Origin of the sequence: Pararhizobium sp. O133, assembly GCF_051669845.1 — a bacterium.
In the GTDB taxonomy this organism is placed as follows: Bacteria; Pseudomonadota; Alphaproteobacteria; order Rhizobiales; family Rhizobiaceae; genus Pararhizobium.
Genome location: NZ_CP196427.1, coordinates 303,069 through 319,375 on the forward strand (window position 1 = coordinate 303,069; position 16,307 = coordinate 319,375).

General features: G+C 60.2%; 16 protein-coding genes. 4 read left to right on the forward strand and 12 right to left on the reverse strand.

Annotated features, from left to right (window positions below):
• Window position 1: 1 nt before the first annotated feature.
• The 5 genes from ccoG to ccoN form a co-directional block, all read right to left on the reverse strand.
• Window positions 2-1,564, reverse strand: coding sequence for a cytochrome c oxidase accessory protein CcoG (gene ccoG / locus ACST81_RS23840; protein WP_438753859.1), 1,563 nt, complete (start codon window positions 1,562-1,564; stop codon window positions 2-4).
• A gap of 112 nt (window positions 1,565-1,676) precedes the next feature.
• Window positions 1,677-2,543, reverse strand: a complete 867-nt coding sequence (gene ccoP, locus ACST81_RS23845) for a cytochrome-c oxidase, cbb3-type subunit III (protein ID WP_438753860.1) — start codon at window positions 2,541-2,543, stop codon at window positions 1,677-1,679.
• Window positions 2,533-2,694: a cbb3-type cytochrome c oxidase subunit 3 gene (locus ACST81_RS23850; RefSeq protein WP_438753861.1), complete on the reverse strand. Its 162-nt coding sequence runs from the start codon at window positions 2,692-2,694 to the stop codon at window positions 2,533-2,535. Before ACST81_RS23850 ends, ccoP begins: the two co-directional genes overlap by 11 nt.
• Window positions 2,695-2,704: 10 nt before the next feature.
• On the reverse strand, window positions 2,705-3,436 hold the full coding sequence (ccoO, locus tag ACST81_RS23855) for a cytochrome-c oxidase, cbb3-type subunit II (protein ID WP_438753862.1): 732 nt from the start codon (window positions 3,434-3,436) through the stop codon (window positions 2,705-2,707).
• 9 nt (window positions 3,437-3,445) lie between these two features.
• On the reverse strand, window positions 3,446-5,056 hold the full coding sequence (gene ccoN / locus ACST81_RS23860; RefSeq protein ID WP_438753863.1) for a cytochrome-c oxidase, cbb3-type subunit I: 1,611 nt from the start codon (window positions 5,054-5,056) through the stop codon (window positions 3,446-3,448).
• Between the two features lie 227 nt (window positions 5,057-5,283).
• On the opposite strand from ccoN, the gene ACST81_RS23865 reads away from it, so the two are divergent.
• Window positions 5,284-5,766, forward strand: coding sequence for a hemerythrin domain-containing protein (locus tag ACST81_RS23865; protein WP_438754623.1), 483 nt, complete (start codon window positions 5,284-5,286; stop codon window positions 5,764-5,766).
• Here the strand turns inward: ACST81_RS23865 and ACST81_RS23870 are convergent.
• From ACST81_RS23870 to ACST81_RS23900, 7 genes are all read right to left on the reverse strand, one after another.
• On the reverse strand, window positions 5,693-6,421 hold the full coding sequence (locus ACST81_RS23870; protein ID WP_438753865.1) for a Crp/Fnr family transcriptional regulator: 729 nt from the start codon (window positions 6,419-6,421) through the stop codon (window positions 5,693-5,695). The genes ACST81_RS23865 and ACST81_RS23870 overlap by 74 nt on opposite strands.
• 173 nt (window positions 6,422-6,594) lie before the next feature.
• Entirely contained in the window at window positions 6,595-7,071 is a 477-nt protein-coding gene (locus ACST81_RS23875; protein WP_438753867.1) for a BON domain-containing protein, read from the reverse strand.
• Window positions 7,072-7,456: 385 nt separating this feature from the next.
• Window positions 7,457-8,101 carry a helix-turn-helix domain-containing protein gene (locus ACST81_RS23880; RefSeq protein WP_438753869.1) on the reverse strand — a complete coding sequence of 215 codons (645 nt, stop codon included), beginning with the start codon at window positions 8,099-8,101 and terminating at the stop codon, window positions 7,457-7,459.
• Between the two features lie 79 nt (window positions 8,102-8,180).
• Window positions 8,181-8,525, reverse strand: a complete 345-nt coding sequence (locus ACST81_RS23885) for a hypothetical protein (protein WP_438753871.1) — start codon at window positions 8,523-8,525, stop codon at window positions 8,181-8,183.
• Between the two features lie 100 nt (window positions 8,526-8,625).
• Window positions 8,626-9,243 carry a response regulator FixJ gene (fixJ, locus tag ACST81_RS23890; RefSeq protein ID WP_438753873.1) on the reverse strand — a complete coding sequence of 206 codons (618 nt, stop codon included), beginning with the start codon at window positions 9,241-9,243 and terminating at the stop codon, window positions 8,626-8,628.
• A complete protein-coding gene (locus ACST81_RS23895; RefSeq protein ID WP_438753874.1) occupies window positions 9,233-10,747 on the reverse strand; it encodes a PAS domain S-box protein in 1,515 nt (504 codons plus the stop codon). Before ACST81_RS23895 ends, fixJ begins: the two co-directional genes overlap by 11 nt.
• Window positions 10,748-10,909: 162 nt before the next feature.
• On the reverse strand, window positions 10,910-11,827 hold the full coding sequence (locus tag ACST81_RS23900; RefSeq protein WP_438754625.1) for an AraC family transcriptional regulator: 918 nt from the start codon (window positions 11,825-11,827) through the stop codon (window positions 10,910-10,912).
• A 130-nt stretch (window positions 11,828-11,957) separates the two neighbouring features.
• Between ACST81_RS23900 and ACST81_RS23905 the strand changes: the two genes are divergently transcribed.
• The 3 genes from ACST81_RS23905 (at window position 11,958) to ACST81_RS23915 (ending at window position 16,114) form a co-directional block, all read left to right on the forward strand.
• The gene (locus ACST81_RS23905; protein ID WP_438753876.1) at window positions 11,958-13,163 is read left to right on the forward strand and encodes an MFS transporter; all 1,206 of its coding nucleotides are present in this window, start codon (window positions 11,958-11,960) and stop codon (window positions 13,161-13,163) included.
• A gap of 160 nt (window positions 13,164-13,323) precedes the next feature.
• On the forward strand, window positions 13,324-13,674 hold the full coding sequence (locus tag ACST81_RS23910) for a cupin domain-containing protein (protein ID WP_438753878.1): 351 nt from the start codon (window positions 13,324-13,326) through the stop codon (window positions 13,672-13,674).
• 268 nt (window positions 13,675-13,942) lie between these two features.
• Window positions 13,943-16,114: a M10 family metallopeptidase C-terminal domain-containing protein gene (locus ACST81_RS23915; RefSeq protein WP_438753880.1), complete on the forward strand. Its 2,172-nt coding sequence runs from the start codon at window positions 13,943-13,945 to the stop codon at window positions 16,112-16,114.
• Window positions 16,115-16,307 lie beyond the last annotated feature (193 nt).

The following is a 16,307-nucleotide window of genomic DNA, read 5'->3' on the forward strand; positions in this document are numbered from 1 at the left end:
CTCACTGCAGTGTCTCCGGTGAATTGAACGTGGCGGTGTATTCGGCGCGTTCGCCAGTGGATGGATCAATGACGACGAAGGCGAACGTTTTGGCCCCGCCGGACGAAAGCGCCTCGGGATCGGCTTTGACGAACACCTTGATCGTCTTCAGCCTGTCCGGTTCGAGAATGACCTCCGTTTTCCGCACGCCGGCGTCGTCCAGACCGGCCACGGTCATGGATGCATCGGAGAATTCGTCGCCAAGTTCGAGGGTAACCGTTCGCGGCTGCGGCACCATGTTGAGCAGCTTGACCGTATATCCGTTGCGGATCGCCCCGTCGGACAGCCGGACGAATTGCGGGTTTCGATCGTGGAGAACATTGATCTCGAGACGGTCCCGCGTTGCCAGCGCGAGGACGATCGCCACGCCGATGGCGCTCCACCCCCCGAAATAGATGAAGGTGCGCGGACGCAGCAGTTTACGGATGTGGAAATGCGCCAGCCTGTCGGAGAAGGATCCATCGGCATTGCGGACCAGCTCCGGCGTCACTGCGGATGTCCCGCCGGCCGTGGCGACGGCCATGTTCGCGTTATAGTCGTTCAGTGTCGAATAGCTGATCAGGCCCCGCTCCTTGCCGATCCGGTCCATGATGTCGTCGCAGGCATCGATGCACAGCGCGCAGGTGATGCATTCGAGCTGCTGGCCATCCCGGATGTCGATTCCCATCGGACAGACGGCGACGCACGCATTGCAATCGACACAATCACCGACGCTCGCGCCGGCGGCGACCGCCTTCTTGGCATGCCGCGTGCGCGGTTCGCCCCGCCAGTCGTTATAGGTCACGGTCAGCGACGTCTCGTCGAGCATGGCGGCCTGGATACGCGGCCAGGGACACATATAGGTGCAGACCTGTTCGCGCATCAGTCCGCCGAATATGTAGGTCGTCGCCGTCAGGATGGCCACGGTCGCGTAAGCCGTCGGAATGGCATCGCCAGTGACGAAATCCCTGGCGAGCGCCGGGGCATCGGCGAAATAGAAAATCCACGCCCCGCCCGTCAGGACGGCGACGACAAGCCAGGTGGCGTGCTTGACGAACCGGATACGGATCTTGGCAAAGGACCAGGGCGCGGCATCGAGCTTGATCCGCGCGTTGCGATCCCCCTCGAAATAGCGCTCGATGACCAGGAAGAGATCGACCCAGACGGTCTGGGGACAGGCATAGCCGCACCAGGCGCGGCCGACCGTCGATGTGACGAGGAAAAGCCCGATCCCCGCCATCACCAGCAGGCCGGCGATGTAGATGAACTCCTGCGGCCATATCTCGATGAAGAAGAAATAGAAGCGGCGGCTCGACAGGTCGATGAGAACGGCCTGATCGGGGGCGAAGGGCCCCCGGTCCCAGCGAATCCACGGAACGAGATAATAGATACCGAGCGTGATCGCCATCACGATCCACTTGAACCGCCGGAAGGCGCCCGACGCGCGCTTCGGAAAGATCTTCTTGCGGCGGGCGTAAAGCGGTTGACGGTTGGCGGCCGCATTGCTGGCGACGACATCCAGCCTCGTCACATCACTCTTGTCCATAACCGCTGACCTCGCATGCGCATCAGACCAGCCGGTTTGTTAAAAAAATGGCTGGCATGGATTGGACCATGCCAGCCGAGGTGATTTTCGACCTTGATCAGGATCAAGCAATCTATTTTTCGCCGCCGCCAAGCGAGTACACAAAGGCGGCCAGTTCCTTGACAGCGGCATCTCCGAGCCGGTCCTCCCAGGCAGGCATGACACCGGCCCTCGGCGTGCGGACCTGGGCCGCGATCGCTTCTTCTCCGGCTCCATAGAGCGAGATGGCATCGGTCAGATCGGGCGCCCCCATCTCCCTGTTGCCCTTGGCGTCGTCGCCGTGGCAGGCGGCACAGTTCTGCGCGAAGACCTCCTTGCCGGGTTCGACCAGCTCGACATTTTTCACCGGCGCGGAAAGGCTTGCGACGAAGGCGCTGACTTGAGAGATCTGTTCGCCATCGAGAACATCGGCGAAGGGCGGCATGATGGAATCCCTCGTCTCGCCATCCTTGGCGAAGCGGATACCGTGTGCGACCGTTTGCCTGATCTGTTCGGCGGTTCCACCCCAGAGCCAGTCGTCGTCATTAAGGTTCGGGAAGCCTTGGGAGCCCTCGGCGCCGGAACCGTGGCACTGCACGCAGTTCATCTTGAAAGCGGCGCCGCCGGCGGCGACAGCCACGCTGCGAAGCTGGTCATCGGCGAGGATATCGTCGATCGACTTCTCCTTGATGGCCGCCGTGTAGCCGCTTCTCGCGGTGTCGGCCGCGGCAAGGTCCTTTCGGACCTCGCTGCGGCTCGAAAAGCCGAGAAGACCCTGCGTCGAGCTCGTCAGGAGCGGCCAAGCCGGATAGGCAATCGCATAGAGAAGCGCCCAGAGGATCGTTGCGTAGAAGGTCCACACCCACCAGCGCGGCATCGGATTGTCGAGTTCTCGAATGCCGTCCCATTCATGGCCGGTGGTCGATACGCCGGAAATTTCGTCAACCTGCTTATCGCTCATCGCTGTCATCCTTCAGGGGAATACGGGCGGCCTCGGCGCTCACGTCGCGGCTGCCGGGACGAAAGACGAAGGCTGACGCGGCCAGAAAAAACATCAGCATCGCGAGAAGCCCCCAACTGTCGGCGAATGTCCGCATTGTCTGATAATCCATGCTTGCCTCCTCAGCGGTCGCCGCCGGTCTCGTCATAGGTCTTGAAGTCCACCAGCGTGCCCAGCATCTGCAGGTAGGCGATCAGCGCATCCATCTCGGTAATGGCACTGGGATTCCCGTCGAAATCACCGGTCTTGGCCTTGGGATAGCGGGCCTCGAAGGCCGACGTATCCGCGTCCGGCGTGGACTGCGTCTTCGCATCCTCCACCGCTGTATCGATCATGTCCTTCGAATAGGGCACGCCGACACCCGCATTGGCGGACAGATGCGCCGACAGGTCGTTGATCGGGAGAGGCGTCGACTTCAGGAAGGCATAGCTCGGCATGATGGATTCCGGTACGACGGACTGCGGATCGACGAGATGCTGCGCATGCCATTCGTTGGAGTACCGGTCGCCGACGCGGGCGAGATCCGGTCCCGTCCGCTTCGAGCCCCACTGGAACGGATGATCGTACATCGATTCCGCCGCCAGGCTGTAATGCCCGTAGCGCTCGACCTCGTCGCGGAACGGCCGGATCATCTGGCTGTGACAGACATAGCAGCCCTCGCGGACATAGATGTTGCGTCCGGCAAGCTCGAGTGGCGTGTAGGGGCGCATCCCTTCCACCTTCTCGATCGTGTTCTGCAGATAGAAGAGAGGGGCGATCTCGACGATGCCGCCGATGGTGACCACAAGCAGCGAACCGATCAGCAGAAGGGTGGCGTTGCGCTCGATGATCGCGTGTTTATCCATAATGGCCATGGGGCGCTCCTATTCGGCCGGCTGTGGGTAGGGAAGCTTTCCGCCGCTCGGCGCTTCGTCGCGTTGATGTCCAAGGATGGTCATGGTGATGTTGAAGGCCATCAGCAGCGCTCCCGACAGATACAGAACTCCACCCAGCGCCCGGATCAGGTAATAGGGATGGAGAGCCGCGACACTTTCGACGAACGAGTAGATGAGGAAGCCCTGCTCATCGTGCTCGCGCCACATCAGGCCCTGCTGGATACCCGAAACCCACATGACGGCGGCGTAGACGACAATTCCGAGGCTCGCCAGCCACAGATGCCAGCTGACCATGCGCAGAGAGTAGAGACGTTCCCGCGCCCAGAGTTTCGGCACCATGTAGTAGATCGCGGCGAAAGCGATCAGGCCGTTCCAGCCAAGGGCGCCCGAGTGAACGTGACCGATGGTCCAGTCCGTGTAGTGCGACAGGGAGTTCACCGTCTTGATCGACATCATCGGGCCTTCGAAGGTCGACATGCCGTAGAAGGCGATGGCGGCCACCATCATGCGGATGATCGGATCGGTGCGCAGCTTGTCCCATGCGCCCGACAAGGTCATCAGGCCGTTGATCATGCCACCCCAGGAGGGCATCCACAGCATGATCGAGAACACCATGCCGAGCGTCTGCGCCCAATCGGGCAGCGCCGTGAAGTGCAGATGATGCGGGCCGGCCCAGATGTAGAGGAAGATCAGCGCCCAGAAGTGGATGATCGACAGGCGATAGGAATAGACCGGACGGTTGGCCTGCTTGGGCACGAAATAATACATCATGCCGAGGAAGCCGGCGGTCAGGAAGAAGCCGACCGCATTGTGGCCATACCACCACTGCGTCAATGCGTCCTGCACGCCGGAGAATGCCGAATAGCTCTTCGAGCCGAGGAACGAGACCGGCAGGCTCAGATTGTTGACGATGTGGAGCATGGCGACGGTGACGATGAAGGCCAGGTAGAACCAGTTCGCCACGTAGATGTGCGGTTCCCTGCGCTTGACGATCGTGCCGAGGAAGACGATGAGATAGGCAACCCAGACGATGGTCAGCCAGAGATCGACATACCATTCGGGCTCGGCATATTCGCGCGACTCGGTAATGCCGAGCAGGTAGCCCGTCGCCGCCATGACGATGAAGAGTTGGTAGCCCCAGAAGACGAACCAGGCCAGATCGCCGCCGAAGAGCCGCGCACGCGAGGTTCTCTGGACAACGTAGAAGGAGGTCGCGATCAATGCATTGCCGCAGAACGCGAAGATGACGCCCGATGTGTGCAGCGGCCGCATGCGCCCGAAATTGAACCAGGGCTCGATGTTGAGCGCGGGATAGGTGAGCTGCAAGGCGACGATGACACCGACGAGCAGGCCGACAACCGCCCAGAACATGGTGGCGATGGCGCCGTAGCGAATGGGCTCGTCCATATAGGCGGACGGATCGACCGCGACTGCGGGCTGGAAGTTTTCCCGCCGCAGGAGAACGATCACGGAAATGACCAGCACGGCCGCGAGGATCCACATATGGCTTGCGAACGCCTTGTCATGCGCGAAGGCTGCGGCAAGAATTGCGAGGAAGCTGAATATCCCCAGACTGATGATGGACGTTGCATGCCTCATGAGAAATTCCCCGACTTTTGGATAGCCGGAGATTTCCTCCATCCGAACCAAGGTCGCCTTGATTTAGGTCAAGGATTTCGCATTCGAGCGGGAGCAGTGTGTATGTCGAGGGATCAGGAGCGAGAAGCATGTGGATCAACCGGAACGAAGCGACCGCCTGTCTAGGGCCATGTGAATCCAGTTGCCTGTCGAGCGAGGCGCTCGGAAGGCTCCGCGTAACCGAGGCGATGACGCGAATCCACCACAGGAAGATCGCGATCTGCGCGGAACTCGAAACCATCGCCGATTGCCTGCCCGCCAACATCGATCACCTGACATGCCTGCAGGTCGCGGCGACGCTCCTGCCGACGTTGCGGCTGGCGCATGACTATGAAGAAACCGTGGTCTTCCCGGCCTACGAAAAGGCGGTCGCGGACAGCGGTCGCGCCCCGTCCACCGACAGGCTGCGCGGCGAGCACATTGCCGACGCGTGCTTCGCGGCGGATCTCACCGGGATATTGCTTGACATCGGGCACGGCGGCACCGTCCAACAGCCGGAAACCCTGGGCTTCATGTTGCGCGGCTTCTTCGACAGCCTTCGGCGCCATGTGGCCTTCGAAAGAGAGCACGTCGCTCCCCTTGTGTGCGATAGCGCGTTCACGCCCCCGAACAGATCCTTAAACGAGCGGGATTGTCCACGACAATGTGGCGCGTCTGCACGATCCGTATGACGCCGTCGATCCGCAGCCGCGTCAACTGACGGCTGACCGTTTCGATGGTGAGGCCAAGGAAATCGGCGATTTCCTGTCGTGTCATCGGGAGGTCGAATTCAACGGCCTCACCATGCGGTTTCGCCGCCGGTTCGCTCGCGCTGGCGATCAGAAGCAGATAGCTCGAGACCTTTTCGAGCGCGGTTTTTCGCCCCAGCGTCAACATCCAGTCCCGGGCGCCGTCGAGTTCGCGCAAGGCCTGTTTCAGAAGGCCCTGCTTGAGTTGCGGCGACTGATTGATCAACGCTTCGACCGATCGCCTGGGGAAGGAGCAGAGAACCACATTGGTGGCGGCCTGCGCCGTCACCGTGCTTTCGGCCTGAAACGGCCGCCCCAGGAAATCGGGAGCAAACTGCAGGCCAACAATCTGCTCGCGTCCATCGGGCAACCCTTTCACGAGCTTGACCACGCCGGACAGGATGTTGGCATATCCTTCGACCACCGTTGCATCACCGATCAGTTCGGAGCCCATGTCCAGCCGCTTCTTTGTCGAGGTCCTGGAGAGGGCACTCAACTGCACCGTATCGAGCGCAGCGCAGACCCCGTGTTGCCGGACCTGGCAGGCGGCACAGAGGACCGGAACATCGGACATACGCTTCTCACATCTGTCATTCATCGCAAATCCATCCTGGCATGCCATTTTCTGGCTGATAGGAAAGGTATAGGCGAGAGCGGGTTTTCGGCGGTTTGATCCAGATCAATTTCCGGGCAGCATCCAGTCCGCCGAGAAGCTTCATTTGGTCGCGGCTTCCGTCATGTGCGGCACAGGTGATGGCGCCATACCCGCAATCAGCCGGCACTCTCCAGAGCGCCCGCATCCGCCCGCCGCGAGGACGAGACTACCAGATGATTGTCGAATCCCGCACAGCCGCGAACCATCCTGGCGAACTGTTCGGCCCTTTCGAAATCGTCGCTGCAACCGACATGGCCGGTCAGTGTCACCCACCGGCCCTCGACGCGGACACGCACGTCCCGCCCCTTCATCTGGAGGTTCCACTCGACCATCCTCAACATCCGGCGCGCGATCTCCTCATCGGTATCGAGGAATTCCAGGTCGGCGGCAATATGGATTTTCTGGGCCAGCCCCCGAACATCCGGAAGATTCAGGACAGCGAATTCGATCATTCCCTTGTGACTGGCCTCGCTGACATGCCCGGTCAGGACCACGACGCCCTGATGCACGGCAACCCCGATCTCGGACGGTGTGATGAGGGGCAGGCATTCCAGAGTTTCGAGCACCCGGGCCCGCAGGTTGAGATCATCCATCGCCGCATTTCCTTCACACATATTGCGCATCACAAGATGCTCGCAGGCCATGCGGGGGTCTTTGATGGGGATCAAACAACGGAGACAGAACGATCGTTTCGGTATTCGTGGACCTTTAGAGCATCGTTCCCTTAATACGCCCCATTCTGCTGGAAGGAATTTTGGCCAGAACCAAGGCGGCTGGCGAAAAGCGCAGCAAAAGCTGCGGTTGAGACGGCCACCGCCGGTAGTGGCCAAAATTCATCCAGCCCTTCGGGTCGGCTGAAAACGGCCGCCCACTGCGGCGGATGGCTGGACCGATGGATGTCGCATCGCTCTGCGCCATCCTTCTTGTGGATCGGCCGTTTTGAGCCAACAGAATGGGCCGTATTAAGGGAACGATGCTCTAGCCGCACAGCAGGGCAAGGCGCTCAGGCTGGACGATTTCGATGGTCTTGACGCCATGAAACTTGAGAATGCCTTCGTCCCGGAGCTTGGAAAAACCGCGGGAGACCGTTTCGATGGTCAGTCCCAGATAGTCGCCGATATCGACGCGGGTCATCTGCAGATCGATCGTATCGACATCGCCCAGGCGTTCGGCAAGATCCACCAGAAACGCCCCGAGCCTTTCCAGCGCGCTCTGGCGGCCGACGACCAGCAGATGTTCGCGTGCATGCAGCATGCTGCCAAGCGCAAGCGCCATCAGGTCCTGCGACACCATTTCACCGGCGACAAGCGAGACCTTGGACAAACCCGCATGAACCGTCGTTTCAGCGAAGAAGCGATGCGTTCCGCCGGCCTCCAGTCCGAATGTTTCTCCGGCAAGATGGAACGCCACGATCTGGCGCCGGCCATCGGCATGCAGCCTGTAGACACGGACAGCGCCGAATTCGACCCGGTACAGGGAGCCGGCCCTGTCACCCTGCGCGAAGATTTCGGTGTCAGGGGCAAACAGGGTGATTTGCCCGACACAGGGCGGATAGGAGCCGGCAAGCGGGCGCAAGGCTGCTGGAGTATCGGACTGGGTGGGTTTGCGTACGCTTGAAAACATTGTCGTTTCCCCGTTGAATCTGAGGCGACTATGGCCTTGCGATTCCATCCGGGAAATTCGGTTGTACCACTACGGGATTTTACGTACGTGCCCGATGGAAGTGCCTGACGCCCTCGACAATGTCACCCCCGTCCAGGGGTTTGGGGATCAGGCGAATGGTGGCGGCGACATCCGGTTGCGGCCTGCCGTCGGTGAGCATGACAATGCGATTTTCCGGCTTCAGCAAGGCATTCCTGGCATCCGCATCCTTGCGGCAGATATCGACATCGACGATCACGCAAGCCGATAGCGGGATCAGGTCGCGCGCGGCCTGCCAGGAGCCGCAGGGTTGGACGGCATATCCCTCCACGCCCAGCGCAAACGCCAATGAACGCAGCAAGGCATCATCATTGGCGATCGCGACGATGGACTGAGGCGTTTGCAATGTTCTTGTCCGTTATCCGCAACCGAAACTGTGCGGCAGACAATCTGGGTAGCGTGCGAGCCGCTGCGCCACCTTGTTCTGGATCAATCGGTTTCGAAAATCAGGCGACGGGGCCCGCCGCCAGGGCCATGCGAACAAGCTCGGGAAGGCTCTTGGCCTTCATCTTCCCCATGACATTTGAGCGATGAACCTCGACGGTGCGTGGACTGATGTCGAGATCATAGGCAATCGTCTTGTTCGGCAAACCGGCGACAACGGCGGACAGAACCTGCCGTTCACGATCGCTGAGTGATGCCAGCCTGTCCCGGACATCCGCCGCCGATTCACTCGTAACAGTCCTGTCACGGAGATGGTCAGCGGCCCGGCGGATGGCTTCAATGATCACAGTGTCATCGAACGGCTTCTCGATGAAGTCGATGGCGCCGGCCTTCATGGCTTCCACAGCCATCGGCACATCCCCATGCCCCGTAACAACAAGGGAGGGAATTTTGTTCGGAAGCTTCGACACGACCCGGATCAGGTCTACGCCCGTCATGTCCGGCATGCGCAAATCCGTAACCAGAACGGCGTCGCGCGCGCCGGGCGCAAAGTGGGCGAAGGCGGTGGCGGATTCGTGCACCCGAACCGCAAATCCGTTTATTGTCAGCATGAAGGCAAGCGATTTCCGCACAGCTTCCTCGTCATCGACGATGTGAACGGTAAAATCATCACTCGACATGGTCTTCTCTTTCTTCGTGGGCCGGCAGGGTGAACTGGAAGCAAGCGCCGCCTCGCGCCGTGTGCGACACGGTCATCACTCCACCATGGGCCTCGACGATCCGCTTCGATATCGACAGCCCGATGCCCATTCCTCCGGGTTTCGTCGTCGTGAACGGCTTGAACAATTGCGCCGAGATTTCCTCCGGAATGCCAAAGCCCGTATCCTCGACGGTGATCGTGATCTCTCCCGGTTCACCCGGCTGAATGCGCACGACGAGATTCTTTTCAGGCGCGTCCTTCATGGCTTCAACGGCGTTTCGCATCAGGTTAATCAGCACTTGCTGGATCTGGATGCGATCGGCCATCACCATGTCGGCGCCGGGGTGATAATCGAAGACGGTCCTGACCCCTTTCTCGCGGGAGCCGACCAGCGCCAGCGCTCCCGCTTCCTCGACAAGTTGACGAATATTCTGCGGGGCCTTGTCCGTTTCGCCTTTTGTCACGAATTCGCGCAGATGCTTGATGATCTGCCCGGCCCGGAGCGACTGGTTCCCGGCCTGAGTGAGGGCGTCGCGCATCATCACCGCGACATCCGTATCCATGTCGCGCAGCAGGCGAGAACAGCCATGCACGTAATTTGCAATGGCTGAAAGCGGCTGATTGAGTTCATGCGCCAAGGTCGAGGCCATCTCTCCCATCTCGTTGAGCCGCGCAAGGCGCGCCAGCTCCGCCTGGATTTCCTCAAGGCGCGCGGCCGATTCTTCCCGCTCGGTAAGATCGCGGATGAAACCGGTAAAAAATCTCTTTTCCCCCGACCGCATCTCGCCAACCGCAAGCTTCATCGGAAAGGTAGACCCATCCTTGCGCTGACCGACGACGACGCGATCGACGCCAATGATCCGCTTTTCCCCTGTGGCAAGGTAACGGTTCATGTAGCCATCGTGTTCCCGACGATAAGGCTGGGGCATCAGCATGCGAAGATTCTGTCCGACGACTTCCGTCTCGGTATAACCGAACTGTCGGACTGCCGCCGCGTTGAACGAGACGATCGTGCCGTCCGGCGCACTGACGATCGTGGCATCAAGAACGGTATCGAGAACAGACTTCAGATGCGCCTGACTGACGTCGAGCGCCGTTCGGGCGCGCTTGGCATTTGCGGACGCGGTGCGAAGTCTTTCCCCGATGAACGCAATCCCGCAGGCGACAACCATGAACAGCCCCAGCCGTGGCCAGGGCATGTCAGCAAACCCGAGCGTCTGCGCATCGATGATGATCGCAAGGACGCAAAAAATTCCGGCGGCTGCCAATGTAGGGAAAAGTCCACCGATGACCGAAATGATCAGCAGCGCCGGCAGGAATACGAACGCCGACATGGCAATCGGGTCATTCCCGACCAGAAGCGTCGTCAGGATCGAAAGACAGATCACGAACAGGCACAGGATGTGGGCAGGCCATCCGGACAATCTTCCACTAGAAGCATGCGAACCTGAGCCCGCGCTGGAGACATCGTTCCGTTTCGACATGTCTTGAAATCTACGCCCGTCGTCCTGCTTACCCTATCCGCGCCAACAATGACGGATTGGAGAGCCGAATCTCTAGCATGCGAAATTCGACCCTGTCCACGCAGGAGAGCGGACACTCCCAATTCGTGAAGCCGCGCGATCGAACGCTTTACTCCGCTCCGATCAAACAGACGAAATCCCGTTCATCTTCCGATGCTCTCGGAACCGACTGGGTGACGCGCCGATGATGCGTTTGAAAGCGCGGCTGAAGGAAGCTTCGGATTCGTAGCCGAGGCGCTCGGCAATCACGGCGACGCGCTGGCCTTCCTGCAGCCACTGGTGCGCCTGATGCATGCGCATTCTGGCGACGTAGCGGGCGGGCGTCTCACCGACCACGGTGGCGAAGCGGTGGGCAAAGCCGGAGCGCGATGCCCCCATATGCCGCGCGAGTTCACCGACGCTCCAGTCATGCGACGGATCGAGGTGGATCGCCGCCAGAACCCGGCCGACATCCGGATTGCGGACCGCAGCCAGCCAGCCCGTCGAATCGCCGCAACCATGCTCGACCCAGGTCCGAATGAGGGTGGCGGTCAGGACATCGGCGAGACGGGAAAGGATGCCCCCTGCCCCGACGCGATTCATCTCGACTTCGCGCAGCATGGCGTCGAGGAGAAGCGGGATCGTCGGTTCGCTGACGGCCAGATCGCTGGTGCGCATGACTTCCGGCATCAGTTCGAGCAGCGGATGGCGCTTGTCGACGTTGAAGCGCATCACCGCAAAGAACAACAGGTTGCTTGAGTCCCGATCGGCGCATTGCAGATCGACGATGCCATCGCAAAGACGCTTGCGGGCCATGCATTCCACCGATATGGGCGGCAGGCCCGGCTCGCTCGCCAGCACATGCGTATCCCCGCGCGGCAAGAGGATAGCGTCACCGGCGTGCAATTCGGTCCACTCGCCCGATGATGACTGCAGGAACGCGCTTCCGGCTGCGAGAAAATGAAACTGCGCCTCGTCCTTTGCCGGATAAGCCGTCGCCCAGGGAGCAGACGGCTGGCAGCGGCCGTATTCCACGCCATCGAGGCGCAACCCACGCAGCATCTCGGTCAACGGATCGGGCGTCACGGCGCATTCCTTCATTTGGACGAATGATCATCTCTTATAGATTTTTCAGCATAGAAACACCAGAGCATCCCGTTTAGCCTTCTGCCAACACTTATGGAGACAGCAGATGAACGACAAACAAGCAACTGGCTTTCGGGACGATGACGAACACACCAAGCCTCTGTGGGCGGGCGTAATTTCTCTTTCCCTCGGCGTCTTCGGACTGGTTACGGCGGAATTCCTGCCTGCAAGCCTGCTGACGCCCATGTCACATGATCTTGGCGTCAGCATCGGCGCAGCCGGACAATCCGTGACCATGACCGCCGTGGTCGGCGCGTTCGCTGGGCCGGCGGTCGTGGTCGGCACCAGCCGCTTCGATCGGCGCTATACGCTTCTGGGTCTGACCGCCCTCCTGATCCTCTCCAGCATGCTGGCGGCCCTGTCCAGCGGAATGCCGATGCTGCTGCTGTCACGCGCCCTGCTCGGGATTGGCCTTGGCGGGTTCTGGGCGATGTCGCTTGCTCTGGCGATGCGGCTCGTGCCGGAACGGCTGATGCCTCGGGCGATGGCCATCATCATGGGCGGCGTTTCCGCCGCGACCGTCTGCGCGGCCCCGGTCGGCGCCTGGGTGGGCGAACTGATGGGCTGGCGCTTCGCCTTCGTCATTACCGCTGCACTCGGGGTCTTCGCGTTTCTGATGCAGGCTCTGACGCTTCCCGCCATGCCATCAAGCGGTCCGGCCAATCTCGGCACGATGGCAACCGTCCTGCGCCGGCCCGCCATTCGAATTGGTCTCCTAACCATCCTTCTGGCCGTCGCCGGCCATTTCGCCGGTTTCACCTTTATTCGTCCGTTTCTCGAGGATGTCTCGCATTTTGGCGTCGAAGGCGTATCCGGGGTCCTGCTGGCGTTCGGCATCGGCGGCTTCCTTGGAAATTTTGCAGGAGGGTTCGTTTCCGAGCGGAACACCGCGCTGTCGATGACGCTGGCGGCCAGCGGCATCGCGATCGCCGCCTTTATACTGGCGTTCGCCGGCGCCTCGCCGGCCGTCGCCACCATTGCCACGACATTCTGGGGCTTTGCCTTCGGTGCACTGCCGGTCAGCGTCCAGAGCTTCGTCACCCAGGCTGCTTCGGATGAAGCGGAAAGTGCCGGTGCCTTGACCCTCACCACCTTCCAGGTCGCGATTTCGAGTGGCGCGGTGTTCGGCGGCCTGATCGTCGGCACCCACGGCCCGGCCGGTGTCTTCGCCTTTGCCGGATTGGCCGCCCTCTTGGGTGCAATGCTGATCGGGTTTGCCGGGCGTACACGGCTCACCGCCACCGCGGGGTAAATTTCCCGCCGAGCGAAACGTCCGCTCGCGCACTAACACCATTAAGGCAATCCGAGCGAGATCCCTCACTCGGATTGCGTGTCAAATTCCGTCATTGCCACACGCTCTTGGAGACGGTCAAAACGGCTCTACTTCTCGTCCCAGTACAAAGGAGCAAACGATGAAGGTCCAGAAATTCAGCATCACCGACGCGAATCTCGTTCGGTCCCCGGGACAGGATGGGGATATTTATGTCGGCAATCTGGTCGACGAGAGACATGGCGGCCCGGTCACGATCGGATATGGTCGCTATTCGCCCCATCAAACCCTCACCGAGGCCATGGCTGTGGATGATGTGATGATCGTTCTTGAAGGGCGATTATCTGTTTCGGCTGCCAGCGATACCGTGACCGCAGGTCCGGGCGATATCGTCTACATGCCAAAGGGAGAGACCGTAACCATCGCGACGGAAGACGAAGGGGCTGTGACAGCTTATGTCACCTATCCGCACTGGGCTCAGGTGCATAAATAGCTGCATAAGAATTGCCTCAAGCAGGAGGCGACAGTCTGTACTCATGCGGCAAAGGTGCCGCCCTTCCGGATGACGTCCTTTTGATTGTCAGCGACTGCAGTGATTGTTTGATTGGACATTATCATGGCCAAGGTGCAGAACGGGCACGTTGTCGATCAAGCGTTACAGACGTTGACCCAAATAAAGATTCACGTTCAAGACAGAATTGACTTCTACAAGTTAAAGTTATTCACTTGCGCAGTTTTTTACAACCAAGGGCGGGATTTTAATGAAAAAGTATTTTCGCGGAAAGTTTTTCGATCAGAACGACGGTTCGAGCGACAAGACGGATTGGTCGTCGTTTCACTCTTCTTCCGATGACCCCTTCTCCGGTGGAGCAAGTTTCTCCACTCCAAGTTCCTCGATGATTCCGTTCGACAGAAAACTGTTCGACGGATCGATCGATCGGAGCGAGCAAGCCGATTCACTGATCGGCCCGACGCAGACGCAGGAAGTCTCGTTCCTGACGGGCTTGAATCCCAACGGAACGGTGATTACCGATCCGGCTCTTTCCTATTGGTCCAGCACAGGCCGGACGGCACAGAAATGGGGTGGTGGTGCGGCTGGAACCGAAGGAACGATCACCTACAAGTTTGACGCTGCCTCCAACCTGACCGCCAGTGAAAAAGCGGTTTATCAGAGCGTTTTCGCCCTCTGGGAATCGGTCGCCGATGTTCACTTCGTTGAAGACGCCAATGGCGCGACGACCATCCGGCGCGGCACCGATGGTGGTGCCTATGTCAGTTCCTCAACCACAACCGGGAGCGGCTCGACGGTTGGAACCATCGTGAGTTCGCTCCTTTCGATCGATAACAGCCAGATCGGGTTTGAACTGACGGGGTCGTTTGACACTGTCGGCGGTTACGGCATCAGCACGATCATCCATGAAGTCGGCCATCTGCTGGGGCTCGGTCACGGCGGGACCTACAATGGGGCCGTGTCACCTTCGACTCAGCAATACAGTGCCTTCGACGATCGCCAGTATACGATCATGTCATACATCTACTGGGCCAACACCAATGGCAAGTATTACAACGAAAACCCCAACGGCGGCACAAACTGGGGAACGACGATCGACAGCTATAATCGCCAGGCGCCGCATACGATGATGATGCTGGATGTTCAGGCTATCCAGCAACTCTACGGCGCTTCGGATAGCTCCCCGCTGAGCGGCGGGCAGACCTATGGTTTCAATAACAATATCGCAGGGCCGATCGCTCGCTTCTTCGATTTCACCGAAAACACATCTCCGGTCGTGACGCTGTTCAATCTGGGCGTCGGCAATACGCTTGATGTTTCCGGATACAGCCAGGCAGCGACGATCAACCTGAATGGAGGTGCTTTCAGCAGCGTTGGCGGCCTGATCAACAACGTCGCCATCGCCGCAGGAACGCGAATTGACAGCGCGATCGGCGGCTCCGGCAACGACACGATAACCGGCAACGATTTTGACAACACGTTGAACGGCGGCGCCGGCACCGACACCCTCGACGGCGGCATCGGCAATGACCGCCTGGACGGCGGCATTGGAATCGACACGATGACGGGTGGGATCGGCAACGATCACTATATCGTCGATAATGCCGGCGATGTCATCAACGAGGTCGCGGGCGAAGGCACCGCCGACCGGGTCTCGGCGCGGGCAAGCTATGTGCTGGCCGCCGACGATGATATCGAAGTGATGACGACGGTGTCCTCCACGGCCACCACGGCGATCAACCTGACCGGCAATGCGCTCCATCAGGAGATTACCGGCAATTATGGCGCGAACATCCTGAGGGACGGCGCGGGCGCCGCCGACCTTCTGAAGGGGCTCGCTGGCAACGATACATACCAGATCTATACCAAGACGACGACGATCGTCGAAACGGTTGCTGGCGACACCGCGGACCGGGTGATGGCGGCCGTCGATTATACCCTCGGCGCCGGCGTGCGCGTCGAGATCATGACGACGAACGGATCGGCGGGACTATCCGGCATCGATCTCACCGGCAACGAATTCGTCCAGGCGATCACCGGCAATGCCGGCAACAATATCCTGAACGGCAAGGGCGGCAGCGATACGTTGAAGGGCCTTGGCGGCCTGGACACGTTCGTGTTCAACACGGCGCTGGGCCCGAACAATGTCGACAAGATCCTCGACTTCAATGTCACTGATGATACGATCAAGCTCGAAAACGCGATCTTCACCACCCTGACAACGGTCGGCACGCTGGCCGCGACGCTTTTCAAGGACAATTTCCTGGCGCCGCGGGATGCGGATGACAAGATCATCTACAATTCCAACACCGGCTCGCTGTTCTACGACGCCGACGGATTGGGCAGCGCATCGACCGCCGTGAAATTCGCGTCGCTGGCAACAGGCCTGTCCCTGACCGCCTCCGACTTCATCGTGATTTGACGGTGACGGCTCCCGGCGTGTTGGTACATTGTGCCAGCGCCGGGAGTTCGTTTGCGGCGGCTGGCAACGGAGGTCGGGGCCGGTTGGCGGCTTCGAGCAGCACGTCCTGGGTTGCCGTAACGTGCCGCTCGTTTCCAGCGAATTGCCGTTCTGGCTGTCCACACAAATTGTCGCGACCTGAACCCACCTCGGT